The organism is Chryseobacterium sp. FR048 (genome assembly GCF_056844665.1).
The window spans coordinates 401,686-426,808 of the sequence record NZ_JBXDSE010000003.1 but is presented as its reverse complement, the minus strand read 5'-3'; the positions used below and the strand labels follow the sequence as shown (position 1 = coordinate 426,808).

33 protein-coding genes and 1 pseudogene are annotated in these 25,123 nt (G+C 40.7%); 23 read left to right on the top strand and 11 right to left on the bottom strand.

Annotated features, from left to right (window positions below):
• Window positions 1-85 precede the first annotated feature (85 nt).
• The 6 genes and pseudogenes from AC106K_RS11285 (at window position 86) to AC106K_RS11260 (ending at window position 3,072) form a co-directional block, all read left to right on the top strand.
• Window positions 86-853, top strand: a complete 768-nt coding sequence (locus AC106K_RS11285; RefSeq protein WP_482445376.1) for a ParA family protein — start codon at window positions 86-88, stop codon at window positions 851-853.
• 5 nt (window positions 854-858) lie between these two features.
• The gene (locus tag AC106K_RS11280) at window positions 859-1,302 is read left to right on the top strand and encodes a DUF3408 domain-containing protein (protein ID WP_482445375.1); all 444 of its coding nucleotides are present in this window, start codon (window positions 859-861) and stop codon (window positions 1,300-1,302) included.
• Between the two features lie 11 nt (window positions 1,303-1,313).
• The gene (locus tag AC106K_RS11275; RefSeq protein ID WP_052114627.1) at window positions 1,314-1,586 is read left to right on the top strand and encodes a DUF3408 domain-containing protein; all 273 of its coding nucleotides are present in this window, start codon (window positions 1,314-1,316) and stop codon (window positions 1,584-1,586) included.
• Between the two features lie 26 nt (window positions 1,587-1,612).
• Window positions 1,613-1,870, top strand: a pseudogene (locus AC106K_RS11270) (DUF3408 domain-containing protein); the annotation flags it as partial.
• A 2-nt stretch (window positions 1,871-1,872) separates the two neighbouring features.
• Entirely contained in the window at window positions 1,873-2,508 is a 636-nt protein-coding gene (locus AC106K_RS11265; RefSeq protein ID WP_482445373.1) for a conjugal transfer protein TraD, read from the top strand.
• Between the two features lie 33 nt (window positions 2,509-2,541).
• Window positions 2,542-3,072 (top strand): hypothetical protein, encoded by a 531-nt coding sequence (locus AC106K_RS11260; protein WP_482445372.1) that lies wholly within the window; start codon window positions 2,542-2,544, stop codon window positions 3,070-3,072.
• Between the two features lie 10 nt (window positions 3,073-3,082).
• On the opposite strand, the gene AC106K_RS11255 is transcribed toward AC106K_RS11260, so the two are convergent.
• Window positions 3,083-4,321: an RNA polymerase sigma factor gene (locus AC106K_RS11255; RefSeq protein WP_434435834.1), complete on the bottom strand. Its 1,239-nt coding sequence runs from the start codon at window positions 4,319-4,321 to the stop codon at window positions 3,083-3,085.
• Window positions 4,314-4,658, bottom strand: a complete 345-nt coding sequence (locus AC106K_RS11250; RefSeq protein ID WP_434435346.1) for a YciI family protein — start codon at window positions 4,656-4,658, stop codon at window positions 4,314-4,316. Before AC106K_RS11250 ends, AC106K_RS11255 begins: the two co-directional genes overlap by 8 nt.
• A 229-nt stretch (window positions 4,659-4,887) precedes the next feature.
• Between AC106K_RS11250 and AC106K_RS11245 the strand changes: the two genes are divergently transcribed.
• The 17 genes from AC106K_RS11245 (at window position 4,888) to AC106K_RS11165 (ending at window position 18,939) form a co-directional block, all read left to right on the top strand.
• On the top strand, window positions 4,888-5,193 hold the full coding sequence (locus AC106K_RS11245; RefSeq protein ID WP_434435836.1) for a DUF4134 domain-containing protein: 306 nt from the start codon (window positions 4,888-4,890) through the stop codon (window positions 5,191-5,193).
• Between the two features lie 11 nt (window positions 5,194-5,204).
• The gene (locus AC106K_RS11240; protein WP_434435838.1) at window positions 5,205-5,537 is read left to right on the top strand and encodes a DUF4133 domain-containing protein; all 333 of its coding nucleotides are present in this window, start codon (window positions 5,205-5,207) and stop codon (window positions 5,535-5,537) included.
• Complete coding sequence (locus AC106K_RS11235; protein ID WP_482445369.1) at window positions 5,534-8,038, top strand: TraG family conjugative transposon ATPase; 2,505 nt, start codon at window positions 5,534-5,536, stop codon at window positions 8,036-8,038. Before AC106K_RS11240 ends, AC106K_RS11235 begins: the two co-directional genes overlap by 4 nt.
• A gap of 26 nt (window positions 8,039-8,064) precedes the next feature.
• The gene (locus tag AC106K_RS11230; protein WP_482445367.1) at window positions 8,065-8,697 is read left to right on the top strand and encodes a DUF4141 domain-containing protein; all 633 of its coding nucleotides are present in this window, start codon (window positions 8,065-8,067) and stop codon (window positions 8,695-8,697) included.
• Window positions 8,698-8,699: 2 nt separating this feature from the next.
• Entirely contained in the window at window positions 8,700-9,695 is a 996-nt protein-coding gene (gene traJ, locus AC106K_RS11225; protein WP_159732124.1) for a conjugative transposon protein TraJ, read from the top strand.
• A gap of 20 nt (window positions 9,696-9,715) precedes the next feature.
• Complete coding sequence (gene traK / locus AC106K_RS11220; protein ID WP_482445365.1) at window positions 9,716-10,339, top strand: conjugative transposon protein TraK; 624 nt, start codon at window positions 9,716-9,718, stop codon at window positions 10,337-10,339.
• 10 nt (window positions 10,340-10,349) lie between these two features.
• Window positions 10,350-10,778, top strand: coding sequence for a hypothetical protein (locus tag AC106K_RS11215; protein ID WP_482445363.1), 429 nt, complete (start codon window positions 10,350-10,352; stop codon window positions 10,776-10,778).
• A gap of 19 nt (window positions 10,779-10,797) precedes the next feature.
• Window positions 10,798-11,085 carry a nitrogen regulatory IIA protein gene (locus AC106K_RS11210; RefSeq protein WP_482445362.1) on the top strand — a complete coding sequence of 96 codons (288 nt, stop codon included), beginning with the start codon at window positions 10,798-10,800 and terminating at the stop codon, window positions 11,083-11,085.
• Window positions 11,072-12,406: a conjugative transposon protein TraM gene (traM, locus tag AC106K_RS11205; RefSeq protein ID WP_482445360.1), complete on the top strand. Its 1,335-nt coding sequence runs from the start codon at window positions 11,072-11,074 to the stop codon at window positions 12,404-12,406. Before AC106K_RS11210 ends, traM begins: the two co-directional genes overlap by 14 nt.
• 24 nt (window positions 12,407-12,430) lie before the next feature.
• Window positions 12,431-13,324, top strand: a complete 894-nt coding sequence (gene traN / locus AC106K_RS11200) for a conjugative transposon protein TraN (protein ID WP_482445358.1) — start codon at window positions 12,431-12,433, stop codon at window positions 13,322-13,324.
• Between the two features lie 20 nt (window positions 13,325-13,344).
• Window positions 13,345-13,905, top strand: coding sequence for a conjugal transfer protein TraO (locus AC106K_RS11195; protein WP_482445356.1), 561 nt, complete (start codon window positions 13,345-13,347; stop codon window positions 13,903-13,905).
• Window positions 13,906-13,916: 11 nt separating this feature from the next.
• The gene (locus tag AC106K_RS11190) at window positions 13,917-14,366 is read left to right on the top strand and encodes a DUF3872 domain-containing protein (RefSeq protein ID WP_482445354.1); all 450 of its coding nucleotides are present in this window, start codon (window positions 13,917-13,919) and stop codon (window positions 14,364-14,366) included.
• A 136-nt stretch (window positions 14,367-14,502) separates the two neighbouring features.
• On the top strand, window positions 14,503-14,778 hold the full coding sequence (locus AC106K_RS11185; protein ID WP_132776723.1) for a molybdenum ABC transporter permease: 276 nt from the start codon (window positions 14,503-14,505) through the stop codon (window positions 14,776-14,778).
• 92 nt (window positions 14,779-14,870) lie between these two features.
• The gene (locus tag AC106K_RS11180) at window positions 14,871-17,459 is read left to right on the top strand and encodes an AAA family ATPase (protein WP_482445352.1); all 2,589 of its coding nucleotides are present in this window, start codon (window positions 14,871-14,873) and stop codon (window positions 17,457-17,459) included.
• A gap of 171 nt (window positions 17,460-17,630) precedes the next feature.
• Window positions 17,631-17,942, top strand: coding sequence for a helix-turn-helix domain-containing protein (locus tag AC106K_RS11175; protein ID WP_482445350.1), 312 nt, complete (start codon window positions 17,631-17,633; stop codon window positions 17,940-17,942).
• On the top strand, window positions 17,923-18,222 hold the full coding sequence (locus AC106K_RS11170) for a helix-turn-helix domain-containing protein (protein ID WP_482445348.1): 300 nt from the start codon (window positions 17,923-17,925) through the stop codon (window positions 18,220-18,222). The genes AC106K_RS11175 and AC106K_RS11170 overlap by 20 nt, the downstream gene beginning before the upstream one ends.
• A gap of 267 nt (window positions 18,223-18,489) precedes the next feature.
• Window positions 18,490-18,939 carry a response regulator gene (locus AC106K_RS11165; RefSeq protein WP_482445346.1) on the top strand — a complete coding sequence of 150 codons (450 nt, stop codon included), beginning with the start codon at window positions 18,490-18,492 and terminating at the stop codon, window positions 18,937-18,939.
• Window positions 18,940-19,217: 278 nt separating this feature from the next.
• On the opposite strand, the gene AC106K_RS11160 is transcribed toward AC106K_RS11165, so the two are convergent.
• The 9 genes from AC106K_RS11160 to AC106K_RS11120 are packed head-to-tail and all read right to left on the bottom strand — an operon-like array spanning window position 19,218 to window position 24,749.
• Window positions 19,218-20,024, bottom strand: a complete 807-nt coding sequence (locus tag AC106K_RS11160; RefSeq protein ID WP_482445344.1) for a PRTRC system ThiF family protein — start codon at window positions 20,022-20,024, stop codon at window positions 19,218-19,220.
• A complete protein-coding gene (locus AC106K_RS11155) occupies window positions 20,024-20,743 on the bottom strand; it encodes a PRTRC system protein B (RefSeq protein WP_482445342.1) in 720 nt (239 codons plus the stop codon). The genes AC106K_RS11160 and AC106K_RS11155 overlap by 1 nt, the downstream gene beginning before the upstream one ends.
• Complete coding sequence (locus AC106K_RS11150) at window positions 20,740-21,906, bottom strand: hypothetical protein (protein WP_482445340.1); 1,167 nt, start codon at window positions 21,904-21,906, stop codon at window positions 20,740-20,742. The genes AC106K_RS11155 and AC106K_RS11150 overlap by 4 nt, the downstream gene beginning before the upstream one ends.
• 17 nt (window positions 21,907-21,923) lie before the next feature.
• Window positions 21,924-22,142, bottom strand: a complete 219-nt coding sequence (locus AC106K_RS11145; RefSeq protein WP_055133022.1) for a PRTRC system protein C — start codon at window positions 22,140-22,142, stop codon at window positions 21,924-21,926.
• 18 nt (window positions 22,143-22,160) lie between these two features.
• Window positions 22,161-22,769 carry a PRTRC system protein E gene (locus tag AC106K_RS11140; protein ID WP_113660664.1) on the bottom strand — a complete coding sequence of 203 codons (609 nt, stop codon included), beginning with the start codon at window positions 22,767-22,769 and terminating at the stop codon, window positions 22,161-22,163.
• A 4-nt stretch (window positions 22,770-22,773) separates the two neighbouring features.
• Window positions 22,774-22,977, bottom strand: coding sequence for a hypothetical protein (locus AC106K_RS11135; protein ID WP_026357465.1), 204 nt, complete (start codon window positions 22,975-22,977; stop codon window positions 22,774-22,776).
• Window positions 22,978-22,981: 4 nt separating this feature from the next.
• Window positions 22,982-23,188 carry a DNA-binding protein gene (locus tag AC106K_RS11130; protein ID WP_081623201.1) on the bottom strand — a complete coding sequence of 69 codons (207 nt, stop codon included), beginning with the start codon at window positions 23,186-23,188 and terminating at the stop codon, window positions 22,982-22,984.
• Window positions 23,189-23,239: 51 nt separating this feature from the next.
• On the bottom strand, window positions 23,240-24,313 hold the full coding sequence (locus AC106K_RS11125) for a DUF932 domain-containing protein (RefSeq protein ID WP_482445337.1): 1,074 nt from the start codon (window positions 24,311-24,313) through the stop codon (window positions 23,240-23,242).
• Between the two features lie 43 nt (window positions 24,314-24,356).
• The gene (locus AC106K_RS11120) at window positions 24,357-24,749 is read right to left on the bottom strand and encodes a single-stranded DNA-binding protein (protein WP_482445335.1); all 393 of its coding nucleotides are present in this window, start codon (window positions 24,747-24,749) and stop codon (window positions 24,357-24,359) included.
• Window positions 24,750-25,123: the final 374 nt, after the last annotated feature.

Sequence of the window (25,123 nt, the reverse complement as noted above, 5' to 3'; positions counted from 1 at the left end):
CTTAAATACAGAGGTGTCTATCTGCGGACATAAGCACTTACGCATATAGGTAATGGAGTATATAAATAATTAAATAAATAGAGATATGAGTACAAAACACAAAACAGTATTTATCGCCTTTTCTTCTCAAAAAGGCGGTGTCGGCAAAAGCACATTCACCACACTTGCTGCAAGTACCCTGCATTATCGTTTAGGTTACAATGTAGCCGTATTTGATACGGATTTTCCACAGCACAGCCTGATGAAAATGAAAGAACGTGACCTTAAAATGGTAATGGGAAACGAAGCCCTGAAGAAACAGGCGTATAATCAATTTATGACCATAAATAAAAAGGCGTATGAGATTATACAGCACGGGGCTGATAGCGTATTAGAAAAAGCGCAGGAATATGTAAACGCTTCTCCTGTTCCGATTGATGTTGTATTCTTCGATTTACCCGGAACCGTGAACACATCCGGCATTCTTAAAGCATTGGCAGGAATGCACCACATTTTTACCCCCATCACGGCAGACCGTGTGGTAATGGAAAGTACGCTTGTTTTTACACAACTTTTAAAGGACGTGATTATGAAACAAGGAGAAACTTCCATTAAAACAATTAACCTGTTTTGGAACCAAGTGGACGGCAGGGAAAGTACACCATTATATGAGGTCTATAACAGCCTTATCCGCCAATTAGGATTAAGCTTGATGCAGAGCCAAATCAAGAGCAGTACACGCTTCCGTAAAGAAAGCGAAGTGAACAGCAAAACCGTTTTCCGCTCCACGCTATTGCCTCCCGACGAACGGTTGATGAAAACCTGTCAGTTAAACCTGTTTATAAACGAATTTTTAAAAATCATTCAATTATAAGCCCTATGGAAAAAGGAAACAAGAAAAGGGTTACTCCCGATATAAACGAAGAACTTATGATGAGCCTTATGGTGGATGGCATTAAAAAGGATGGCATAAAACTACCTCCTGAGCCCGTAAAAGAACCCGAAAAGGAAAGTGAAGTTGAGGAAACAAAACAACAGGCTGACCGAAACAAAGTCACGGTTAGAGAAAAGAACAGAACAAGGCGAAACGCTGAAACCGATTACGAAAATATCTTTTTCAAAAAAACCGACACCAATGCCCGTGACGGAAAAACGGTTTATATACGACCGGAATTTCACGAAAAGCTGACACGCATTATTCAGGTGATTGGCGAAGATAAGATTAGTATATACGCTTATCTGGACAATCTGCTCGATTACCATTTTCAGGAATTTGGCGAACAGATTACCAAGAGCTATAACGACAAGTATAAACCCATTTAATAATTGGAGATATGGAAAAGAGCAATAAAGCGACCAGAGCAAAGAAGACAAACAAATCGTATTCTTCTAAATTCCTTAAAAGGAACACACTGAAAGGCAGAGGCGATAAATCTATTTATGTCCGTCCCGAATACCACGAAAGACTTACCCGGATAGTGAAGATTATCGGTGCGGGAGAAATCCCACTGTACGCTTATTTGGATAATATCTTAAAGCACCATTTTGAGTTGCATTCCGAAGAAATTCTCGAAGATTATAACAAGAATAATAAACCTATTCTATAAAGTATTTGATTATGAAAAATTTATTTAAGAAAAAGGCGCAACCTAAAAGCACCGCACAATATAGTGCCAGGTTTTTAGCCAATCGGTTTCCGTCCGGTCGTAACGGTAAGGTCGTTTACATACGTCCCGAATACCACGAAAGATTACTCCGTATTGTACAAGTGACAAGGGAGGAAAAAACAACGCTCTACTCATACATTGACAATATTCTTGAACACCACTTCAAGGAGTTCGGGGAAGATATTACAGATTATTTCAACGACCATTTTAAACCCATTTTGTAGCTATGGAAATAGTAATTGTGATATGCCTACTGATAGTCATTGTCCTGCTATTGCAGGATAAGATTGTCATTCATAAAAGGTCGAAACAAGAACCTCCGCAGAAGAAAGCCAATCCGAACCTGCCCGATATTATGGGGCAACCAAAACCCGTAGAACGCCTTTCAGTGCCAAACACTGCCAATGAACGCCAAATTCAGGAACCGGAGATAAACCCTGCTAATTTAGACATTGAATACGACGAAAATGAAAGCGTAGGTATTCAAATTCCGCAGGAAGAGCTGGACGAAGTTTTCAGAAATATACCTGATTTGGAAGAAGAGGAAGAAGAATGGAACAGGTACGGAATATCCGGTGGCGATGACGGTTTTGCCCAAGGGGTTACCTTTGAAGAACTAAGCTCCGTGGGGGTGTTGCTCCAAAAAGAAGAATTGGAACCAGCCCAAAAGGAAACAGCGATAGCAATAGTTCAAAAAATACAGGGAACCGAATTATTCAGCCTATTGGAAAATTCTATGGAAGATGCTTCCCGAAGAATAGCCGAGCTTTTGGATAGTACCCTTTCATCTGAAACGGAAGCCGGTTCTTCCACTTTGCGGAAAAGTGATTTGAGTGATTTTGACATTGGGGAGTTTTTATAGACTTCCCTTTGTCATTTTTAAAAACAAGGAAATATGGAAAATGAAATTAATCAGGAAGCCTACGACTTGCGTGTAAACAAAGGAATGCTGCCTACCATAGATATTGCAGGTCATACTTTTTATGTGGATATCCGTATGGATATGCTACGACCTAAAGATGATTTTCTTTCTAAAGGCATTGTGTTCTCGGATATAGAAAACTATTATGATGAAGACAAAAGAACCTATACCATTCCATACAACCCGAAGACACACGAATTTCAGGAGCCTGACTATCGGAATATAAAAGAGCTTCCCAAAGATTTAATCGCTGTGAGTTTTCCCTCTGAAAGATTGCTTGACAGGATTGGATGGAACAGACATTATGGATTTGAACTTACACACGGACTGGCAAAACAGGGCTTGAAATTGCAGTTTGAAGCGAAGCAAATACCGTGGGAGAAAACCTTTCTTGTTGGTTTGATAAAAAGTAATCTAAAAACTGAAAAGAACCAACAAAAGACTGCCGAAAAACAACAGCCAACCTACCCTAAACAAAGTAAAAATAAAGGTCGCAGAATGTAAATCGGAACGCCTATGCCTTTTGAAGCCGTCTTACAGCATTTTTCAATGTTTGCTTTTCCGTTTTGGATTTGGTGAGTTTAATGGCTTGTTCGTAATGCTCAATCGCTTTGATAATATTCGTATCAGCATATAAATAGCCTAACAATTCGTGATAATAATTACTATCAAATAAATTTAATTTTTCTGCTTCTACAATGGCTGTTTGGTTTCCGTAAACTTTAGCAAAAGCAAACGTTCTGTTTAGTGCAGTAATTGGCGAATACTCAATAAGAACAAGTTGGTTATAAAGCTGTAAAATGTGTTGCCATCTGTTTTCATCTGCCGGTGTGGTATGCCAATAAGCAAGACCAGCTTCCAAATGGTATTTTGATATTTCATTTCCATTTGTAGCATTTACCAAATAATAATTTCCTCGTTCGATAAGTGATTTATCCCATAAATTTCTATCCTGTTCTTCAAACAAAATAGCTTCGCCTTTATCATTGGTTCTTGCTTCCAATCGTGAGCTTTGAAAGCACATTAAAGCCAATAAAGCGTTTGTTTGTGGCGTATTTGTCAATGGGTTTTCCGTTAATAGCAAAGCCAGTCTTACAGCTTCAGAACAAAGGTTTTTTCTTATTTGCTGATTGTTTGTTTTGGAAAAATAACCCTCGTTAAACAGTAAATACAAAGTCTTTAAAACTGTATCTAATCTTGATTTTATTTCTGTTTCGCTTAATGATTTGATTTGAAAATTATCGTTGCGGAGATTGGTTCTTGCCCTATGCAAGCGTTTTTTTATTGTTTCTTGTTTTGCAAGAAAAGCGTTGGCGATTTCTTCAACACTAAAACCACAAAGAATTTGAAGTGCCAAACAGATTTGTGCTTCGGTTGGATTTGCAGGATTGCAGACTGCGAAAATCATTGCTAATTGGCTGTCTGAAATTAGTTGATTATCAAATCCAAAATCGTGTTCGTTTTGAATACTGATTGTTGGTTCGTTTTTGACTTTCGTTTCAAAGACCGATAAATTTTTAAAATAATCTTTGGTTTTATTTTTTGCAACCGTGTAAAGCCAAGCAGTAGGGTTTTCGGGTATTCCGTTTATTGCCCAATGTTCGGAAGCTTTTAAAAATGTATCGCTTGCAATATCTTCGGCTACTTCAATATGCTTTAAACCAAAATGACGGCATAGAACAGCCGTCATTTTAGCGTATTCCTGCCGGAATAAGTGCGGTAAAAGTTCCTTATGTAAGTTTTTACTAATCACGCTTTAAAACTTCTCTCACTTCAATACTACCACCAACCTGGTCAAAAATCGGATTGCCTTTTGCCATTTCTACCGCTTCATCAATAGTTTCAGCTTTTACAACAATGTAGCCACTGATAAATTCTTTGATTTCGGTGTACGGTCCATCCGTTACCACGTTATTAGGCTTTACGGTTTTGGCACTTCCCGGAATTGGCAAAAGAGTATTCCCTTTGTCCACCAATTTGTTTTGTGCTGCAATGCTTCCTAACCAGTTCATACGTTCCTGCATTTGTTCAGGCGATGGCTTAAAGTCGGCAATGTCTTTTAATCTGAAGATTAACGCAAATTCTTTCATCTTTTTAAAATTTTATTGTTCACCCTAATGACGATTGAATTTTCAAAATGGGGACAACTCCACGCTGTTTTGTATATGCTAAGTTAAAAAAAACAATCTCATAAAGCCACTCAAAGCCAAACAACGCCTCTGACTGCCACTTTGTTATAACGCCCTGATTTCTGAAACACCTTTGTCCCGAAAGCCCGCAAGGTGTGGGATAACAGTAACAAAATAATGTGTTTCAATTATGAAAAAACAGAGAAAAAAAGTATTGCTGGCAGCCGTGGCTCTGCTGTCAGGAATTGGTGCGTTCGCACAGGGGAACGGTTCGGCAGGCATCAACGAGGCTACCCAAATGGTAACGTCTTATTTCGACCCCGCAACCCAATTAATCTACGCCATCGGTGCGGTGGTCGGGCTCATCGGAGGCGTTAAGGTGTACAACAAGTTTAGTTCGGGCGACCCCGATACATCGAAAACTGCGGCAAGCTGGTTCGGTGCGTGTATCTTCTTAATCGTGGCGGCTACTATCCTGCGTTCATTCTTCCTTTAATCCTTTGCTTTATGAACAATTACAACATAAACAAAGGCATCGGAAGAACGGTGGAATTTAAAGGTTTGAAAGCGCAATACCTTTTCATCTTCGCTGGCGGACTACTCGGTACGCTCATCTTCGTGATGATACTGTATATGGCTGGCGTAAACTCTTACGTCTGCCTGTTTCTCGGAGCAGGCGGTGCTTCGCTCATTGTATGGCAGACCTTTTCGCTGAACAGGAAGTACGGCGAACACGGGCTGATGAAAATTGCTGCCAATAAAAGGCATCCCCGCCATATCATCTGTCGCAAGCCTGTACACCGCTATTTAAAATTCACTCCTAAACAGAATGCCGTATGAGAAATGTATCTAAAACAACAACACTGGAAAACAAATTTCCTTTGTTGGCAGTAGAGAACAACTGCATCCTTTCCAAAGATGCGGACATTACCGCCTGTTTTGAAGTGCGTTTGCCGGAACTGTTTACGGTAGCATCTGTCGAGTATGAAGCCATACATTCCGCTTGGCACAAGGCTATCAAGACCTTACCGGATTTTACGGTCATTCACAAACAGGATTGGTACATTAAGGAGAACTATGCGCCCGACTTGGCACAGGAAGACCAGAGCTTTTTATCAAAGTCTTATCAACGCCATTTTAACGAGCGACCGTTTTTAAACCACTATTGTTACCTGTTCCTTACGAAGACCTCCAAAGAGCGTATGCGGATGCAAAGCAACTTCAGTTCGCTTTGCAAAGGTTCGCTGATACCAAAGGAAATCAGGAACAAGGAAACGATACACCGTTTTATGGAAGCGGTAGCACAGTTTGAGCGTATCGTGAACGATAGCGGTTTTGTAAGCCTGAAACGTCTGACCGAAGATGAAATTATCGGAACCGACGACACGCAGGGGTTACTGGAGCAATACCTCACGCTATCGAGGGGAGCAGGAACACCAATGCAGGACATCGCACTCGGAACCGAAGAGGTACGCATCGGCAACAAAAGGTTAAGCCTGCACACCCTTTCAGACACAGACGATTTGCCCGGAACGGTATCGGCAGATACCCGTTTTGAAAAGCTATCTACCGACCGGAGCGACTGCCGTTTGTCGTTCGCTGCTCCTGTGGGTTTACTCCTTAGCTGTAACCATATCTACAATCAATATTTGTTTTTGGATAACAGCGAAGACAACCTGCAAAAGTTTGAGAAGTCTGCAAGGAATATGCACTCACTGGCAAGGTATAGCAGGGCTAACCAAATCAACAAAGAGTGGATAGAAAAGTACCTGAACGAAGCCCACAGCTTCGGGCTGTCTTCTATCCGTGCGCACTTCAACATTATGGCGTGGTCGGAAGACCCTGCCGAACTGAAACAGTTAAAGAACGACTGCGGTAGTGCTTTGGCATTGATGGAGTGTAAGCCTCGCCACAACACTACGGATGTAGCTACTTTGTATTGGGCGGGAATGCCGGGCAATGCAGGCGATTTTCCGAGTGAGGAAAGTTTCTATACGTTTATCAAACCTGCCTTGTGCTTCTTCACGGAAGAAACCAACTATCACAATTCGCCCTCGCCGTTCGGTATCAAAATGGCTGACCGCCTGACCGGAAAGCCTATCCATTTGGATATTTCCGACCTGCCTATGAAACGTGGTATCATCACGAACCGGAACAAGTTTATACTTGGTCCGTCGGGTTCGGGTAAGTCGTTCTTCACAAACCATATGGTACGGCAGTATTACGAACAGGGCGCACACGTCCTGCTCGTAGATACAGGTAACTCCTATCAGGGATTATGCGAACTCATTAAAGGTAAGACCAAAGGCGAAGACGGCGTTTACTTCACTTATACAGAAGACAATCCCATTGCCTTTAACCCTTTCTATACCGATGATGGCGTGTTCGATATTGAAAAGCGTGAAAGTATCAAGACTTTGATACTGACCTTATGGAAACGTGATGATGAACCGCCCACCCGTTCGGAAGAGGTTGCCCTCTCCAATGCAGTAAGTGGTTATATCGAACGCATCAAACAGGAAGATGTTTACCCGTCATTCAACGGCTTTTATGAGTATGTAAAAGGAGATTACCGCAAGGTATTGGAGGAAAAACAGGTAAGGGAAAAAGACTTTGACATTGCCAACTTCCTGAATGTTCTCGAACCCTACTACAAGGGTGGCGAATATGATTACTTGTTGAACTCCAACAAGCAATTAGACCTGCTTTCCAAACGCTTTATCGTGTTTGAAATTGATGCGATTAAAGACCATAAAATCCTCTTTCCCATAGTCACAATTATTATTATGGAAGTCTTCATCAACAAGATGCGAAGGCTCAAAGGTATCCGCAAACTCATCCTGATTGAAGAAGCGTGGAAAGCGATTGCAAAAGAGGGAATGGCAGAGTACATCAAGTATCTCTTTAAGACCGTCCGCAAATTCTTCGGAGAAGCGATTGTCGTAACGCAAGAGGTCGATGATATTATCCAGTCGCCCATTGTGAAAGAAAGTATCATCAACAACTCCGATTGCAAAATCCTCTTAGACCAGCGCAAGTATATGAACAAATTTGATGACATACAGGCAATGTTGGGGCTTACGGATAAAGAGAAAGGGCAGGTACTTTCTATCAATATGAACAACGATGCAAGCCGACTGTACAAAGAGGTTTGGATTGGCTTAGGTGGTACGCACTCGGCAGTCTATGCCACCGAAGTTAGTTTGGAGGAATACCTCGCCTATACGACCGAAGAAACCGAAAAAATGGAAGTGATGCAGCTTGCTTCCGAACTGGACGGTAACGTAGAACTCGCTATTAAGCATATCGCTATGCAAAGGCGTGATAAAGCAAATCAATAGTCATTAACAATTTAAAATTCAAGAAAATGAAAAAAGTCCTTTTTATGGTGTGTACGGCACTAATGCTCGCCGTAGCACCGTCTGCAAAAGCCCAATGGGTTGTAACCGACCCTACAAATCTGGCATCGGGTATTCTCAACAGTGCGAACGAAATCGTACAGACTTCTTCGACTGTGAGCAATGTGATTAAAAACTTCAACGAAGTGAAGAAAGTGTACGAACAGGGTAAGGAATATTACGATAAACTACAAGCCATCAACAACCTTGTGAAAGATGCCCGTAAGGTACAGCAAACCGTACTGCTCGTTGGAGATGTATCGGAAATGTATGTTACCAATTTTGGTAAGATGATGAATGACCCAAATTTCAAACCACAGGAATTGGTCGCTATCGGCAATGGGTATTCGGCACTGCTCAATGAAAGTACCGAACTGCTGAAAGAACTCAAACAGATAATAACCGCATCAAGCCTTTCCCTGAATGACAAGGAGCGTATGGATATTATTGACCGTGTGTACAAAGAGGTTAAGGATTACCATAGCCTTGTTCGCTACTACACTAATAAGAACATTTCTGTGAGCTACCTAAGAGCGAAAAAGAAAAACGATGCCCAAAGAGTGCTTGACCTCTACGGAACTGCTAACCAAAAATACTGGTAAAAATGGAATGGGATAATCTTCACGAACTCCTGCGTTCGCTTTATGACGATATGATGCCGCTTGCAGGCGATATGGCGGCAGTGGCTAAGGGATTGGCGGGATTGGGAGCGCTGTTCTATGTGGCATTAAAGGTTTGGCAGGCTTTAAGCCGTGCCGAACCTATTGATATGTTCCCGTTGCTGCGCCCGTTCGCTTTGGGGCTTTGCATTATGTTCTTTCCGACCATCGTTTTGGGAACAATCAATGCGGTATTAAGCCCGGTAGTGACCGGAACCCACCAAATACTCGAAGACCAGGTGCTTGACCTGAACAAGCTCCAACAGCAGAAAGACCAATTGGAATACGAGGCAATGGTACGAAATCCTGAAACCGCCTATATGGTATCAGACGAAGAGTTTGATAAAAAGCTGGACGAATTGGGCTGGTCGCCATCCGACATTGGTACAATGGCAGGGATGTATATGGACAGGCAAGCCTACAAGATAGAAAAAGCAATAAAGGATTGGTTTCGCAATTTGCTGGAAATACTTTTTCAGGCGGCGGCTTTGGTCATTGATACCATACGAACCTTTTTTCTAATCGTCTTGTCCATACTCGGGCCAATAGCCTTTGCGATAAGCGTATGGGACGGTTTTCAGTCCACGCTCACGCAATGGCTAACCCGATATGTTAGCGTTTACCTCTGGCTTCCTGTTTCGGATTTGTTCAGCTCAATGTTGGCAAGAATACAATCTCTGATTATTGAAAGGGACATCCAAAAGCTGTCTGACCCAACCTTTATCCCCGACACTTCCAACACCGTGTATATCATTTTTATGATTATCGGCATTATCGGATACTTCACAATACCGACAGTGACGGGCTGGGTAATCCAAGCCGGAGGCGCAGGAAACTTTACCCGCAACGTAAACCAAGCGGCAATGAAAACAGGAAACATCGCCGGAGCCGGGGCTGGTTCAACCGTTGGAAATATCGGCGGCAAGCTAATGAATAGGTAAAACAAATAATCATTAAAAAAATGGAATTTAAAACGCTAAGAAATATAGAAAACAGCTTTCGGCAGATACGTTTGTATGCCATTGTATTTGCCGTTCTCTGCATTGGCGTGGTAGGATTTGCCGTATGGAAATCCTACCGCTTTGCAGAAGAACAACGCCAAAAAATCTATGTATTGGATAACGGCAAATCTTTGATGCTTGCCCTATCGCAAGATGCCAACATCAACCGTCCTGTGGAAGCAAGGGAGCACGTCAGACGTTTTCACGAACTGTTCTTTACACTCGCTCCCGACAAGAACGCCATCGAAAGTAATATGAGCAGGGCATTCAACCTTGCCGATAAAAGTGCTTTCGACTATTACAAAGACCTGTCTGAAAAGGGCTATTACAGCAGGATTATTTCGGGTAACGTACAGCAACGCATAGAGGTGGATAGTGTCGTGTGCAATTTCGATAACTATCCTTATGCGGTGCGCACCTATGCCAAACAATTTATCATCCGGTCAAGCAATGTAACCAGGCGTAACCTGATTACCTCCTGCTATCTCGTAAACTCCGTTCGTTCCGACAACAACCCGCAAGGCTTCAATATTGAAAAATTTGCAGTGATTGAAAACAGGGACATTGAAGTTATCGAACGCTAAAAACAATTTTATGGAAGCATTATCAGATTTAAACACGTTCGCAAAAATCCTTGCCGACAAAGGATATAATGGGTATTTCCATACGCAGGGTGCGTATGCCGGAAAGCTGAAAGACAGCATCGGCGAATACCTCGAAAGCTGCCAAAAAGGTGCAGACAGTTTGCCTAAGCAGGACTTACTGCTGACAGGCTACCTACAATGGTCAGGCGATGACAAGCCCCGTGTAGAATGTAGTATGTGGGTAAAATACCTGAATGGAAAATTCTCACTTAGCCGTATGGAGGTAGCGAAGAAAGACGGCTTTGGGCAATTACTCAAAAAATCGGAACTGGCAAACCTGTCAGTCATATCCGCACCCAAATTAATGGAAGCGGTCGCACTGGTCAATGATGCGCCGAAGCAAACGGCGGCTAAAAGCCCTAAACGTTTCAAGCTATAACAACAGAAATAGTAAGGCTATGAAAAAATTAAGAGCAAATATGGACAGGTACTTTGACAAGCTGGACGAACGTTGGCGGTCATTGCCCTTACGGAAACAGCACCAATATACCCTGTACTTTTTTGTGGGGTATCTCTTGCTGACCGCAGGGGTTATCGGCAAAGTAGTGTACGATACGGGCAAGCCCAATGATGCAATCAACATCAGGCATATCGAAAACCCTGTCCTCAAAAAAAGTGAAAGCCCTGCAAGATTGCAAGACACATTATCAACAATTCTAAAAAATCAGATTTATGAAAGAAAATGAGAACAAAAAATCGGTTGTCCGGGTAACGGAGGGGAACCCGGCAGCAACCGCTGAAGTGCCGCAAGACGGCACACAGAACAAAGCCGAAAAGCTCAAAAAGCCACTCATTTTTGGCTTAATGGGGATTGTCTTCGTGGGTTGTATGTACCTCATATTTAAACCGTCCGAAGATAAAAAGGCAATCGAGAACATTGGGCTGAACGATGCCGTACCACAGGCTACCGGAGCAGGAATGCCTGCCGACAAAGGCAAAGCGTATGAACAGGAAATGCTGGAACGCAAAGAGCAGGAAAAGCGTAATGCACTTGCAACGCTTTCAGATTATTGGAACACGGACAGCGCACAGGACAGTGAGAAAGAAATCCCTGAAGAGGATGAAAGCAACAGTTATGGCGGTGGCAGAAATTCGGGCAGGAACGGTAATCAGACATTGAACAGTTACCGCAATGCACAAAGTACATTGGGTTCATTTTATCAGGATGATAATGCTGAAACAACGGAACTCCGTAAGCAACTGAATGAGTTAAAAGAACGGTTAGCTGAAAAAGATGTACCTAAGCCTGTAACCGTTGATGACCAGCTTGCCCTGATGGAGAAATCCTACCAAATGGCGGCAAAGTATCTGCCAACGGGTACAAATTCAACAGAAGCCCCACCTGCTAAGGATGCAGGTACGGCTACCACAGGTTCAACTCAAAAGGAGCATTTTGTGGCATTCACGCCTACAAGAAAGAACACCGTTTCCGCTTTGTATCGTGAGCCTACGGACAGTGCCTTTGCAGCCGATTGGAGCCAAACTAAAAATCGTGGCTTTTATACTGCTGGTTCTATTGAGCAGGTGGTACAACCGAAAAACAGTATTAAAGCCTGTGTACACGATGCCCAAACGGTCATTGGCGAAACGGGCGTAAGACTGCGATTATTAGAGCCTGCCCAAACGCCTCAACGTACCATTCCAAAGGGAACGATTGTAACAGCTAACGCTAAATTTCAGAATGGCAGATTACAACTAAAAGTTACCTCCATAGAACTGGAGGGTAACATCATTCCGGTTGATATTACTATTTACGATTTGGACGGACAGCAAGGTTTGTACGTTCCGTATTCGCCCGAAATGAACGCTCTTACTGAAATGGCGGGCAATATGAGCCAGACTTCGGGAACAAGCATAATGCTCACGCAGAATGCCGGGCAACAGGTTGCTGCTGATTTAAGCCGTGGCGTGGTGCAGGGTATTTCGGGCTATTTCGCTAAAAAGGTACGCACACCCAAAGTTGCCCTAAAAGCGGGGCATCAGGTCTTCCTTGTATCTAAAAAATAATGTTGAACTCAAATAAATAAAACAATGAAAAATCATTTAAAAACCTTTTCGGCATTTGCCCTGATACTCGGCTTTGCCGTACAGTCTTACGCACAGGATAGTGCAAGAACTAAACTTGCATTGGGCAAGATAGAACCGTATAAAATGGAAGTGACCTACGATAAAACTTCGCACCTGATTTTCCCCACCGCTATTCGTTATGTGGATTTAGGTAGCGAATATCTGATTGCAGGGAAAGCGGAAGATGCGGAAAACGTGTTGCGTGTAAAAGCATCGGTAAGGGATTTTGAACCCGAAACCAATTTTTCAGTCATTACCAATGACGGGCGTTTTTACAGCTTCAATGTGTTTTACAGTTCCTATCCGGAGGCAATGAGCTACGACCTGCTCACAATGCAAAAAGCGGTGGATAAAGCCAACGGTAACGATGTGCTTTTTGAGGAACTGGGCAACAATTCGCCGTCATTGGCAGGCTTGCTGTTGGAAACGATTTACAAGAAAGACAAACGTATTGTAAAGCATATCGGGGCTAAGAGTTTCGGTATTCAGTTTATCCTCAAAGGCATTTACATACACAACGGCAAATACTATTTCCATACGGAATTGAGAAACCGTACCAATGTGCCATTTCAGATTGATTTTGTGAATTTAAAAGTGGTGGATAAAAAGGTAGCCAAACGTACCGTAGTACAGGAACGCCCTATGATACCGCTTAGGACTTACAAACCATTGGATGAGATTGGCGGTAAAACAACCGAACAAAACGTGTTCCTGTTAGACCAATTTACCATTGCCGATGACAAGGTGCTGCTGATTGAGATTTTCGAGAAAAACGGAGGCAGGCATCAAACGCTTCAGGTTGAAAACTCCGATTTAATCAAGGCTCGTTTGATTAACGATATGCACCTGAAATTTTAATAACCTTTTAAAGTAATTATATGAAAAAGTATATCTATACCGTGATGCTCATCTTGATGGCCATCACGGTTACACAGGCACAAAGAATGCTCCCAAAACAAAGAGGGTTGGAAATAAGTGCAGGCGTACTATCCAATGAAAAGATTGGTAATGATTATTACATCAGTGCAGCAATGACCGTAAACGGCAAAAATGGTAATTATCAGCTTTGGGCGTTGGAATATACGCACCAATACCACGACTATAAAGACCTCCGCATACCGCAGGAAACTTATAGTGCCGAAGGTGGTTACAATTTCTACTTGTTGGGCGATGCCCGTAAGAACATTACGCTGAATTTAGGAATAACAGGCGTAGTCGGTTATGAAAGCATTAACCGGGGCGAAGCAATGTTGTATGACGGAGCGAAGATACTGAGCGAGGACAATTTTATCTACGGAGCTGGTGGACGGCTCACATTTGAAACGTACCTGTCAGACCGATTTGTATTAGTCCTGCAAGGGCGTACAAAAGTCCTTTGGGGTACAGACTTAGAACAGTTCCGACCGTCCGCAGGCGTGGGATTAAGGTTTAACTTTTAAAACAGAAAACAATGATAGCAATATTCAATAAATTCAGAATGGGATTACTGCCGATATATGTATTGCTGGCAATCCTCACAGCTTCGGTTACGTTGGTATCTTGTAGCAAAGATGATGAACTCGAAATACAAAACGATTTTCCTTTTGAGGTCAAAGTGATGCCAGTGCCTAAAGATGTTGCCAATGGGCAGACAGTAGAAATACGCATAACCATACAGCGAAGCGGTAATTACAGTAACACGCAATACTATCTCCGCTATTTCCAGTTTGACGGACAAGGCACACTTCGGTATTATGATGAACCGCCGTACCTGCCGAACGATTTGTATTCGTTACCAACTGAACAATTCAGGTTGTATTACACTTCAACATCTACCGTATCACAATCCTTTGAGGTTTGGATTTCGGATAGCTCCGGGAACGAAAAGCAATTGAGCTTTCAGTTTAATAGTAGCGATTAAAAGTAGTATGTCATTTCATAAAAACGGCTTATCTGATTGGTAAGCCGTTTTCTATTTACAGCGTATGCTTAGGAGCATTTTACCGGTTCATCAATATTTCTTAAATTTATACTTGTGAAATTTAAAATGTGAGGATATGGTTGCATCATTGGTTATAGGGATAATATTTTTGGTTGCAGGCTTGGGACTTCGTTACTGGATTAACCGAAGAAAGTTTTACAGGCGCAGCCCTATGGGAGCAGAGGGTTTTTCATCTTATGAAAGTTCGGTTTTCATTAAATTGATTGAAAAGGTTGGCAAATGGGTAGCTTATGCGCTGATTATATTCGGGCTATTGTCATTGTGGGTCTATTCCCGTGAGAAAAAAGAAATTAAAACAGAGCAGCCAATCCCGACAATAAATCATAACTAAACTTATCATTTAACTATTTTTGTAGGATAATAAATGTGTTAGCTGTAAATGTAGAGTACAACCTTACAACCTAAACTATAATACTATCAACAATGTCTATATATCAGGATATTTTAAATTGGTCGCAAGGCAGACCAGCGTTTGTTCAAGATGCTTTACGAAGACTTGTCGCATCAACAACACTTACACAAAACGACATTGACGAACTTGTTCAATTGGTAAAAAAAGAATGTGGTGACAATACAATTACTATAAACCCTATTCCGCTTCATAGCACACACATTCCAACAACAATTGCGATAAGTGGCAATTATCCCAAATTAATCAGCTTAAATAATCCCATTAATATTTGTGCCTTACACAATCAAGGAGGGTTACAATTTTCCAATACAGGTTTGACAATAGTTTATGGTGGAAATGGTTCGGGAAAATCAAGCTACTCACGTATTTTGAGAAAACTTTGCTGGAGCAGAAATCCAAGTGTTACACTAAAAAAGAATGTTTTTAATCCATCTTCTAATCAACAACAAGTTGATTTTATTGTAGAAGACAATGGTTCAAACGTTAGCTTTTCTTGGACAGAAAATAGTCCGAACAATCCTATCCTTAAGTCATTTTTTGTTTTTGATAACGACTGCGGAGATATTTACATCAACAATGAAAATCCCACAGAATATAAACCTGTAGGAATTGATGTTTTAGAAAAATTGGTTTCGACCTTTGGAAGTATTTCGCAAGCCTTTAGTTCGTCTGTTGCTTCTTACAACACACAAAAACCTGGGTTGCCACAAAATCTACTTCAAACCTCCACAGCACAATGGTATGGAACAATAGAAAATCTACAACGAACAAACGTTGATTCATACATCCAATTTAGCCAAGCAAACATCAATAGAAAGCAAGAACTTACAACTTTAACAACAGCACAAAATCCTCAACAAAACATTACAAACTTAACCAATCAGCGAACACGGATTAACGGCTACATACAACAATTTTCACAAATTGAAACATTATTTAACGAACAAAACTTAAACGAACTAATAGCAAATAGAAACACTTTTGAAAGCGTTAATCAAGCGTATCAAATTGCGACAACGCAACTACAAAACGTAAACACGTTAGAAGGATTTGGCACAAATCCTTGGCGAACTTTGTGGGAAGCTGCAAGAAATTATGCACATAGCTCAAATCTTTCAGACGGTCAAAATTTCCCATCTTTAGTTTCATTAGAAAAATGCGTGTTGTGCCAACAAGAACTTGACGAAACGGCACAACAAAGATTGACAACTTTCAATCAATTTGTATTAAATGACGTTTCTACACAGCTAAATTTAATTAACTCAACAATTCAGGGAAAGCTAAACTTATACAATTCGTTGGTCATTCCACCAATTGAAAACCTTGCAGAGTTAGAGCAATTGATACCAAATTTTCGAGATAGCTATAACCAGTTTGCTAATTCAGTCGCTACATTCAGAAATTCAATTATTACTTTTTTGCAAAATGGTGGCGACCTAAACATAAGTTTACAACCTCTGACACCAAGTATAACAAGCATAATTCCAAGAATTGATGCCGAGATTGCACAGAACAATCAGCTTCTACAAAATAGAAACACCTTAGTTTCTGAACTTAATGAACTATCAGCAAAAGAATTTTTGTTTAACAACAAAATGGCTATACTTCAATACTTTGACGAACATAAATACAAATCTTGGATAAACACTTGTCAATCACAACTCGCAACCAATGGTGTTTCACGCAAAATTGGTGAACTAATGGAAAACCAAGCCGTAAGTTTGCAGCATCAAGAATTTGTTTCTCATCTCAATTTCTTCAATCGTGATTTAGCAAGTAAAGTTTTGATTTCAAAAACGAGAACGAGTCAAGGAAATACATATCAAAGATGTGGCTTAAACGGAATTAATGATTCAATCAACTCAATTTTAAGTGAGGGCGAACAAAAAATTATTGCCTTATCAAACTTTTTAGCTGAATGTACGATTGACAATCGTCTAAATACGATAATATTTGATGACCCTGTTACGTCTTTGGATATGGATAATAGGGATAAAATTTCGGATAAAATTGTTCAACTATCACAAAACCGACAGATAGTTGTATTTACTCACGACCTATCATTTTTACGTTTGCTTATAGATACTCATAAAGCAATAACATCAACGGACTGCACGGTAATAGGAATTGACAAATACAATGGGATAAGTGGTATCGTTACAGACGAGATTCCATATTTAGCTAAAAATGTGCAAGAAAGAGTTGATTCTATCAGAAGGATACTAACAGAACACGATGCTCTTATATTAACTGATGCACACGGACGAGAAACTAAACTTGATTCTGCAAGAAAAAGATTTAGAATGTTGTTAGAACGTTCTGTTGAAGAAGTTTTATCAAATAAAACTTACGAACGATTTTCAAAAAACATTCATCTAAAAAAAGGTAATTTATCAAGTTATATTGTTACAGAGCAAACAGATGTTGATTTTCTTCTAAACTTATTCGGAAAGTATTCCGTAACAGAACACGATGGGGGGACTTCAACAATTCCATTGTTACCAAATAAACCAGAAATTGACCAAGATATTACAGACTATTCTAATTGGAAAAACGGCTTTAAAACTAAACTACGGACATTCCAGTCAACATACAATTAATATTTCCAAATAGCAGTAAAAAAATCGGATAGCCAAAAGGTTATCCGATTTTTTTGTTTGCGGCAAAAGTAAACTGCCAAATACTGCCTTTCAACGCCAATCAATACCACATTTTCCACCCCTGTAATAAGCCTTTATAAATTCGACTTCCACAGAAAAATTGAGCAGATTATGGAAGTTATCGCAATACAAAAATCCGCATTTGACGGAATGAAGAATGAGCTAAGGGAACTTTTGGAAATGACCGAAAAAGTCACGAGAAAATACACGCCGATTTTCAAAGCGGAAAAATGGCTCGATAACCAGGAAGTGTGTTTGATGATGAACATTACTAAACGGACTTTACAGACCTATAAGGACAAAGGGTTATTGCCTTATTCCAAACTGAACCGCAAGAATTATTATAAACTCACGGACGTACAGGCTTTGCTCGAAGCCGGACAGCCGTACAATACAGATGTCAATGGATTTACTGACCAATGAAGCTGAAGAAGTCATCGAACAAAAGGCGATGATATTACAGTTAAGAAGCCGTATCGAAGAAATACTGAAAAACTATCGTCCTGTAATGAACGGAGAAATTTATTTGTCGGGCGAAGATGTGTGCAAGCTGCTCCATATCAGCAAACGGACTTTACAGCAATACCGTGACGATAATATCCTGCCGTTTATACAGATAGGGGGCAAGATAATCTATAAAGAAATGGACTTAATGAACATACTGGAGCAGAATTATATATCCAATAACAAACATTGTTTGTAATAAATTTTGCGTGACTATGGTTCTATCGAAATGGGTTTAGTATATTTGCTATGTAAAATATAGAAATACTTAAAGTGTTTTTGCTTTAGGTCTTGGTACTAAAAACTGGTAATTTTTTGTAACCCCGAGGCAATAAGTAAGAACGCTCACGTTATGGCGTGGGCGCTCGCTTATTCGGGGTTTGGCGTACCAGTGCCGTAGTATCGATGAGTGTAGTTGCCTGCGCTTTTTTTTGTGCAGGGCTTCACTAATATTAAAACTGATATTATGAACACTGTAAACTCCCTCCAAAAAATCAGCATTGCATTTATCAACGATAAAAGCCCGATTGTAGATATTATTTACAATGACCTCCTTAATTTTGGAATTGATATATTATTCCGTTCGGAAAACATTAAAGACGGATTATCTCAATTATCTGCATTAAAATCACTTCCCAAAGTTTGTTTTATAGACCTTGATTTTTACGATAAGAACGTGCTGGCACAGCTTCAAGAATTAAGGACACAATATCCAACCATTAAACTGATTGCACATAGTGATATTGATGCAGAAAAAGCCGTAAAACCTCTTTTAGAAATTGGTTTTGCAGGTTATCTGCTCATAGGTAGTGATGCAGACGATTTTAAAAAAGCTATTGACGTTGTTACCAATAGCGGTAGATATTTTAGTGTGGGAGTAGCGGAAATTGCACAGGAATATTTCAGCAATAAGTAACGTTCCAATTATAATAGCGTAAAATATCTATTCTAATCAAGCGGCGTTCTTTTGCTTCTTTTCTTTGGTCGCCTATGTGAAAAGAAAAGAAGTCATTGCATACCTAATCATTGGGATAAAGAATATCCCACGCAATAATGTCGCAATCTGTTTGGTAAAATGTAAGGAAAGGGAATTGTGCAGGAGTGCATTTTAACAAAGGGGTTGCACCGATTTGATGCAAAAAGACTGCCCCGACCATCGGGAGGATCTGTCTTTTTGCCGCCCGACTTTTCGGGTCAGGCAACTTTTATCGGGTGGGTGCGGAAATCTTTCAGATTGTGAAAAAATCCCTTGTATTCGGTCATTCCCCTGCGAAACAAGTTCCACAGCAAAGAACAACCCATTTGGGTCAATGATGAGTTGATAAACAAATCTTGGTGTTCCAACGCTTCGGCAAGTGAGCAACTTGGCGTGTTGTCCTCTTGTTCGGATTGCTTCAGCAATTCGCCAAATTCATCGGTAACAAATGGCAGGCTTGCCACCGTTTGGTATTTCTCTGAATTGGGTTGCTTTATCTCTCCGATAGTAGATAGTAGCACTTGTCCTGTATCTTGGCTGTTGCCAAAATCCAACCAATATTTTGGTTCATCTTGGTAGTGTCTGCGGTAACTTATTTCTTTAAGAATTTCAGCAACACCAAACCTTGCCTGTACATTATCCACACAAGTAATAGTAATGATTGCCCTTGCTTTTTCGGGCATTCTGCCAAAATTGTCCTTTTCAAATTTTACCGTTTCGCCTTTCCAATTTGTACCAATACAACGATTAATACGGTTTATCAAAGCAACGGATTTGTACAATCCTATTTCGCATTCAAAAAATCGCTGTCTGCCTAAATTGGCATTCGTGATAACATCATCGTCCCAAAGGCGGACTTGCAACCCTGCGTGTCCTAATGCTATCAAGCTCTCGTTAATTTCCATTAAAGCGGTCAGTACCTTAGAGCCTGTGCCACCTGCTCCGATAAGGTTTACCGAAATCGGATTGGTCGGATTGAGCAGATAATTGTCCGTAAAATGGATTGCTGTTTTTGCTGTATTCATCACAATAGATTTTTAAGGGTTTTGTTATTCTTTTTTAATACTTCTTTCGGAAAGGGTTTATCTGTGCTGATAAGGTCTTTCCAAAGGTTTACAATGTTTTTTTTCGTCAAGTTTTCGCATAATGAATGGCTGAAATAGGAATTGAAAAAATAATGTTCCCACGCCTGTATAAATTCCTCAACCGAAGCCGAATTTTTGATGTCAATACTAACAGTACCCATACATACGTTGCCCTTTTCGTAGATATTGAAAAATGGGACGTAATGCAATGGCGTTTTCTCGGTAGGTCTTCTGTCGCTTGCCAAAGCAAATACAGTAAGACTGCTTTTGCTCGCTAACCAAAGCATTGGTGGTACTTGTGCCTTTCCGTTGGGTATGCCCAAACTATCTACAAAATACAGTTGTCTTTGCTGTGCTTTCGTGTACCATAGCACCGTACCTTTTTCGCTCGGACTGATATGCAGAATATTGGTCGGCAAAATTCCATTTGGCTTTAAAAAAGCTGTGTTCTTTTCTTCATCGGTCTGTAAAGCCTTTACCAATACGTTGGCTTCTTTTACTGTCAATGGGTGGGCATTGGTAGGCGTTCCGTTGCTATCCATATCGAAATGCTCCACGTACATTGCTGTATCTGTTCCTTTGGTTTCATAGAAAACCAATGCGGATTTTGGATAATATAATGTTCCGAAATCTTGGGTTAAGTCGTTTACGGTGTTCATTTTTCTGTTGTTTTATAGTCATACAATAGGGTACAGAGGTCGTCCAATAGGGCAAACAGTCGGTTCTCAAAATCAAGGTTGTTTGTCTTTATTTTGCTTCCGTCAAAGGATTTGCAAATGGTCGGTTCTTCCAATACTCCGCACTCGTTAAACTCGTTGTTGATGCTTTCTTTAAGGCTTTCATATAACCAACCTTTGGTATCGGAAATAAAAGAGATATACTTTTCCATTCCGATTGCTTCATTTTCGTAATCATCATTATAGGGGTCTTCTTCGGGCAATGGTGCATTTCTGAAAATGGTTGCGTTCGGATATTCCGTATAAAGGGCAAAGGCATTACAAGCAACTTGCCAACATTCCCTGTCGAATGTATCAAAGCTTTTAAATCGGCTCAAACGCTGTTCAAATACCTTTAGATTGATACGGTTAAATAGCTTCTGTTCTATATTGTCGCCAATATATTCGGCATTTTTCAACTCACTTTTATACGTTTCGGTTTCGTCCGTTTCCTCGTCCTGTTCTACCCAATCTTTGTGCGTTTCATATAACCAATACAAATAGCTGTCTTCCTGTCTGTAATACGGCACATCGGCAATATGGTACAGATAACTGCATACCGATATAAGTAGCTGTGCGGTCTTTTTACGCTTCGGGTCTTTGAGCATTTTAAAGAGTGGTGCAATAGGAATATAATACAAGGTTGTACCTACATTATACCTTTCCTCGCTCACAAAAAAGGTTTTCTTATTATCCTGTACCAATTTGAAACTATCCCAATTTATGTTGGTACGTTTTACTTTGGTTTCCATATCCCACATAGACAATGTTATATTGTATGGAAAATCAAAATCTTTGGTCTGCATTGGCTCAATGCTGTAATGTTCAGCAAGTCGGGAAAGGGACTTGTAAAAATCCCTCTCCGTTTTCTGACAAGCCTGTAAGGATTGTGCTATTTTCAGTTTAGGCAGAAACGTACACTTTAGAATACCATTGGTAGCATTGCTATTGGTACGGATTTCTGCTTGTCTTTCTGCACTTGGTTTGCGTCCTTTGGTCTTTGTAGCCAATTGGCGAACTCGCCCAACTGTCGGTGTAACTGCTGTTGTCGTTTCTGTTCGGGTATGCTGATTGTTCCCGATATGATATAGCGTTGCATAATTCATCGTTTTATAATTTTTGTTTAACCTTTCGTACCCATTACGCTTTCAAATTTGTACTCTACCGCATCATCTTTGATTTGCGGTGCGGATGCTTTTGCTGTTGTCAAAATCGGGTACATATTGGCGTAAAAATTCATTACGGCTTCCACGCTCCAACGTGGTTCTGGGTCGGTCAATCTGATGTCCTGTCCTTTATCATTGAGGATAAATACTCGCTCTAATTGGGTTGCTAATAACATAATGGTCGTTTTTAAATGTTAATACTGTTCTTCTTCGTCCGCTTCATCAATAGGATAATCGGCAGTAACTTCTTCCTCTTTTTGCGGTTCGGGTTTTGCTTCTTCCATTGCCCCGAAAAGGCTTGGTGTGGCAAACTTGTCGGACAATGATGTTTTACGCTTGCGTATCTCGTCCGCTTTTTCGGGGAACTCCGTTATATCGGGTACTTTCATCCACGCATCACGGAACTTGCCCTCTTTCTCCAACTCGTCAGCCTTTGCCATAGCATCTTTAAACTTCTTGTCTTTGGCTTCTTTTTCCTTTTTCTCCTTTTCGGCTTTTTCTTTCTCGATTGCTGATTGCTTTTTAACTTCTTCCAATTGCTTTAAGAATTTCTCCATATCCACCATTAAGCCCGATACCTTTTGTATAGGTGTGGTTATCTGCTCAAAAAATCCCTCGTCAAACTCTTGGGGTGTGGCGTTAAATGTCAATGGGGGAATAAGGTTTTTGGCACTATCTCCGCATTGTTCGTTGTTGAGCAATACTGTTACGATTAAGTTGCTTTCTATTCCTTTTGAAATGTTCAGTTGTAAAACTCCTGTAAAGTCCAACTGCTGTATCTGATTGAAAAAATTTGTGTTCATTGTTCTAAAATTTTAAAGTTTCGTCTAATCGTTTTTTGATTGTTGTCAGTTTCTCAAACATATCCGTCCAATAGGCTTTTAGCTTTTTGTCGAACTCTGAAAAACTTTTGTCCTCGTGTCGGTACTCTTTATATTGCCTTGCCATTTTAATGGCTTCTTTAAGGTTTGTTATCTCAATGGGGCAACCGTTCAAATCTGTTACTTGCATAGCTTTATGAGTGTGATTTTTCAGCGGTATAAACTCCATTTTCATAATAGCCAAATAGCTGTTCCCAAAGTCGTATTAGGCTATTGGTATCTACATAGAAATACTCGGTTCTACTGCAATAGATGATGTAAATAGCTTCGTCTTTGTATTGTGTTTCAAGGCTCTTGTCTTTAGCCATACTTTTTGCTTCCTCTATTGTTTTTGCTTTCATATCCGTTGTTTTATAAGGCTACCACCGATTAAGGCGGTAGCCTGTTGTTATTTAATTAAGGTTTAGGATTTCCGCACCGTCCAAAGCAAATGCGGTACACAGTTCAAATGCTTTCTGCGATTTCAGTTGGGCAGTACCACCCAATACAATGCTCTGCAACTTGGCTTCGTCATTCTTGTAGTTCCTTACATTCTGATAGTAGCCTGTAACAGCGTTGTATGCTCCGAACAATGTGCCTTTGGTGGTGTCCATTTGCTGTGTGTCGCTTATCATAGCGTATGCAAATGCGTCCTCAACGGTATTTTTGAACACGGTGGAAATTTCATCTTCCGCACCTTTTTTGATGAGGTCAAGCGTTTCCTTGTTTGGGCAAAGTGCCAACTGTATTAGCTTTCTTACCTCTCGGTCTGTTACCTTTACTTTTGCCCATTCGTTGAAAATGCCCTCTAATTGGTTGCTCAATGTGTTGGCAAGTCCCATAATCTTGTGAGCATTCTCGATACGTTGTTTTGCCCCCGAAGTGTGCTTGATACGGACTACATTGGTCATACTGCGTAACGAAGCGTTTAAGGTGTTTTGACAAACAATTCTGATAGGCGTAAATGCGGCTGTGATACTTCCGCTACCATCGTGTGAAGTGGTTAGGAAAATGTACTTTTCCGTTACATCATCGCCATTACCTACACGGATATAGTCGGGCAATTTGGCTGTGATAAAAATGCGTTCTCCGTTGCCTAACGCTCCTGCGGTTTCATAGAGAATGCCCTCGCCACCACCTACAATAGCATCAAAGAAATTAAAGGCTTCACGGTTCTGTACAATGTGATAATCCTTACCAACTACGCCCAATACTGCATTGTTATCGGTGCGTATGTTGGCGAAATAGTTAGGTACTTCTAATTCGCTACTGCCTATCTCTATGCCGTTGGCAGTTTCGATAATGCCCGAACCTTTTGTAAATAGTGGGGATTTTACGACTTCGTAATCTAACCCTGCATATTTGATAGCTTCCTCACTTGTCGGGTATTGTTCCACGATTTGCCCCAAGTTGTGCCACGCTTTTTGCTGAACGCTGAAAAATGAATAACGTCCTGTTCTCTCGTTGAAATTGATATTATGTGCCATAATTCTTAAAATTTTGATGTTAAAAAATGATTAATACTCGTTGTTAAAATGGGAGGTCGTCTTCTGTTCCCTGCGTTGTAAATCCGTTACTTTCAGATTGTGCAGTAGCCTGTACAGTTTCGGCTCTCCTGCCTCCTGCTAGCGGTTTGAAGTCGGAGGTATGAAAGTTCAAACCTGCCTTTGCTTCTCCGTCTTTGCCTACCCACGCTCTTGTGCTTACCCTGCCAGTCAGTTCTACCAATAGACCTTTAGTGAGTATCTTCACTGCGTTCGGGGTTCTCCAATATGAGCAGTCGAAATAGGCGGTTTGCTCCACTCGTTCGCCCTGTTTGGTTTTGTAGCTGTCGTTTACCGCTACTGAAAAGTTTACTACTTGTTTTCCGTTTGACGTTGTGCGTACTTCCGCATCCCTTGTCAGTCTTCCTGTGATGTTCATAATCGTCCTGTTTAAAAGTTTTACATTTTGTTACGTTCGCTTTTCTCGTTTCCTGCTTCCTGTTGTGGTTTGCTCCGCTTCGCTTCGCATAATTTTTTCCAAAAGAAAAACCGGAAAAAAGAAAGCAGATAATCCAAGCGGGCAATAGCGAAAACCAAGAAAAAAAATGATTTAATGGGGGTTCCTTTAGGGGGAAACCGTTCATTCATTTTTTTTCTTGGTGGGTGTGTGCGGTGGCTGCCCGCTATAACTTAGCTGCCTTTTTACCGGTTGATTGTGGAAATATTTTGTTCTAATTTTTATGGAATAAATGACCAGGCTATGAGAGCCTGAAACAGAGGTGGGAGTAATCGAAAAGTAAGGGCATAAAAAAA

Coding starts and splice junctions, on each gene's coding strand:
- AC106K_RS11285 (WP_482445376.1), top strand. CDS start 86: ATGAGTACAAAACACAAAACAGTATTTATCGCCTTTTCTTCTCAAAAA.
- AC106K_RS11280 (WP_482445375.1), top strand. CDS start 859: ATGGAAAAAGGAAACAAGAAAAGGGTTACTCCCGATATAAACGAAGAA.
- AC106K_RS11275 (WP_052114627.1), top strand. CDS start 1,314: ATGGAAAAGAGCAATAAAGCGACCAGAGCAAAGAAGACAAACAAATCG.
- AC106K_RS11265 (WP_482445373.1), top strand. CDS start 1,873: ATGGAAATAGTAATTGTGATATGCCTACTGATAGTCATTGTCCTGCTA.
- AC106K_RS11260 (WP_482445372.1), top strand. CDS start 2,542: ATGGAAAATGAAATTAATCAGGAAGCCTACGACTTGCGTGTAAACAAA.
- AC106K_RS11250 (WP_434435346.1), bottom strand. CDS start 4,658: ATGAAAGAATTTGCGTTAATCTTCAGATTAAAAGACATTGCCGACTTT.
- AC106K_RS11245 (WP_434435836.1), top strand. CDS start 4,888: ATGAAAAAACAGAGAAAAAAAGTATTGCTGGCAGCCGTGGCTCTGCTG.
- AC106K_RS11240 (WP_434435838.1), top strand. CDS start 5,205: ATGAACAATTACAACATAAACAAAGGCATCGGAAGAACGGTGGAATTT.
- AC106K_RS11235 (WP_482445369.1), top strand. CDS start 5,534: ATGAGAAATGTATCTAAAACAACAACACTGGAAAACAAATTTCCTTTG.
- AC106K_RS11230 (WP_482445367.1), top strand. CDS start 8,065: ATGAAAAAAGTCCTTTTTATGGTGTGTACGGCACTAATGCTCGCCGTA.
- traJ (WP_159732124.1), top strand. CDS start 8,700: ATGGAATGGGATAATCTTCACGAACTCCTGCGTTCGCTTTATGACGAT.
- traK (WP_482445365.1), top strand. CDS start 9,716: ATGGAATTTAAAACGCTAAGAAATATAGAAAACAGCTTTCGGCAGATA.
- AC106K_RS11215 (WP_482445363.1), top strand. CDS start 10,350: ATGGAAGCATTATCAGATTTAAACACGTTCGCAAAAATCCTTGCCGAC.
- AC106K_RS11210 (WP_482445362.1), top strand. CDS start 10,798: ATGAAAAAATTAAGAGCAAATATGGACAGGTACTTTGACAAGCTGGAC.
- traM (WP_482445360.1), top strand. CDS start 11,072: ATGAAAGAAAATGAGAACAAAAAATCGGTTGTCCGGGTAACGGAGGGG.
- traN (WP_482445358.1), top strand. CDS start 12,431: ATGAAAAATCATTTAAAAACCTTTTCGGCATTTGCCCTGATACTCGGC.
- AC106K_RS11195 (WP_482445356.1), top strand. CDS start 13,345: ATGAAAAAGTATATCTATACCGTGATGCTCATCTTGATGGCCATCACG.
- AC106K_RS11190 (WP_482445354.1), top strand. CDS start 13,917: ATGATAGCAATATTCAATAAATTCAGAATGGGATTACTGCCGATATAT.
- AC106K_RS11185 (WP_132776723.1), top strand. CDS start 14,503: ATGGTTGCATCATTGGTTATAGGGATAATATTTTTGGTTGCAGGCTTG.
- AC106K_RS11180 (WP_482445352.1), top strand. CDS start 14,871: ATGTCTATATATCAGGATATTTTAAATTGGTCGCAAGGCAGACCAGCG.
- AC106K_RS11175 (WP_482445350.1), top strand. CDS start 17,631: ATGGAAGTTATCGCAATACAAAAATCCGCATTTGACGGAATGAAGAAT.
- AC106K_RS11170 (WP_482445348.1), top strand. CDS start 17,923: ATGGATTTACTGACCAATGAAGCTGAAGAAGTCATCGAACAAAAGGCG.
- AC106K_RS11165 (WP_482445346.1), top strand. CDS start 18,490: ATGAACACTGTAAACTCCCTCCAAAAAATCAGCATTGCATTTATCAAC.
- AC106K_RS11160 (WP_482445344.1), bottom strand. CDS start 20,024: ATGAATACAGCAAAAACAGCAATCCATTTTACGGACAATTATCTGCTC.
- AC106K_RS11155 (WP_482445342.1), bottom strand. CDS start 20,743: ATGAACACCGTAAACGACTTAACCCAAGATTTCGGAACATTATATTAT.
- AC106K_RS11150 (WP_482445340.1), bottom strand. CDS start 21,906: ATGAATTATGCAACGCTATATCATATCGGGAACAATCAGCATACCCGA.
- AC106K_RS11145 (WP_055133022.1), bottom strand. CDS start 22,142: ATGTTATTAGCAACCCAATTAGAGCGAGTATTTATCCTCAATGATAAA.
- AC106K_RS11140 (WP_113660664.1), bottom strand. CDS start 22,769: ATGAACACAAATTTTTTCAATCAGATACAGCAGTTGGACTTTACAGGA.
- AC106K_RS11135 (WP_026357465.1), bottom strand. CDS start 22,977: ATGCAAGTAACAGATTTGAACGGTTGCCCCATTGAGATAACAAACCTT.
- AC106K_RS11130 (WP_081623201.1), bottom strand. CDS start 23,188: ATGAAAGCAAAAACAATAGAGGAAGCAAAAAGTATGGCTAAAGACAAG.
- AC106K_RS11125 (WP_482445337.1), bottom strand. CDS start 24,313: ATGGCACATAATATCAATTTCAACGAGAGAACAGGACGTTATTCATTT.
- AC106K_RS11120 (WP_482445335.1), bottom strand. CDS start 24,749: ATGAACATCACAGGAAGACTGACAAGGGATGCGGAAGTACGCACAACG.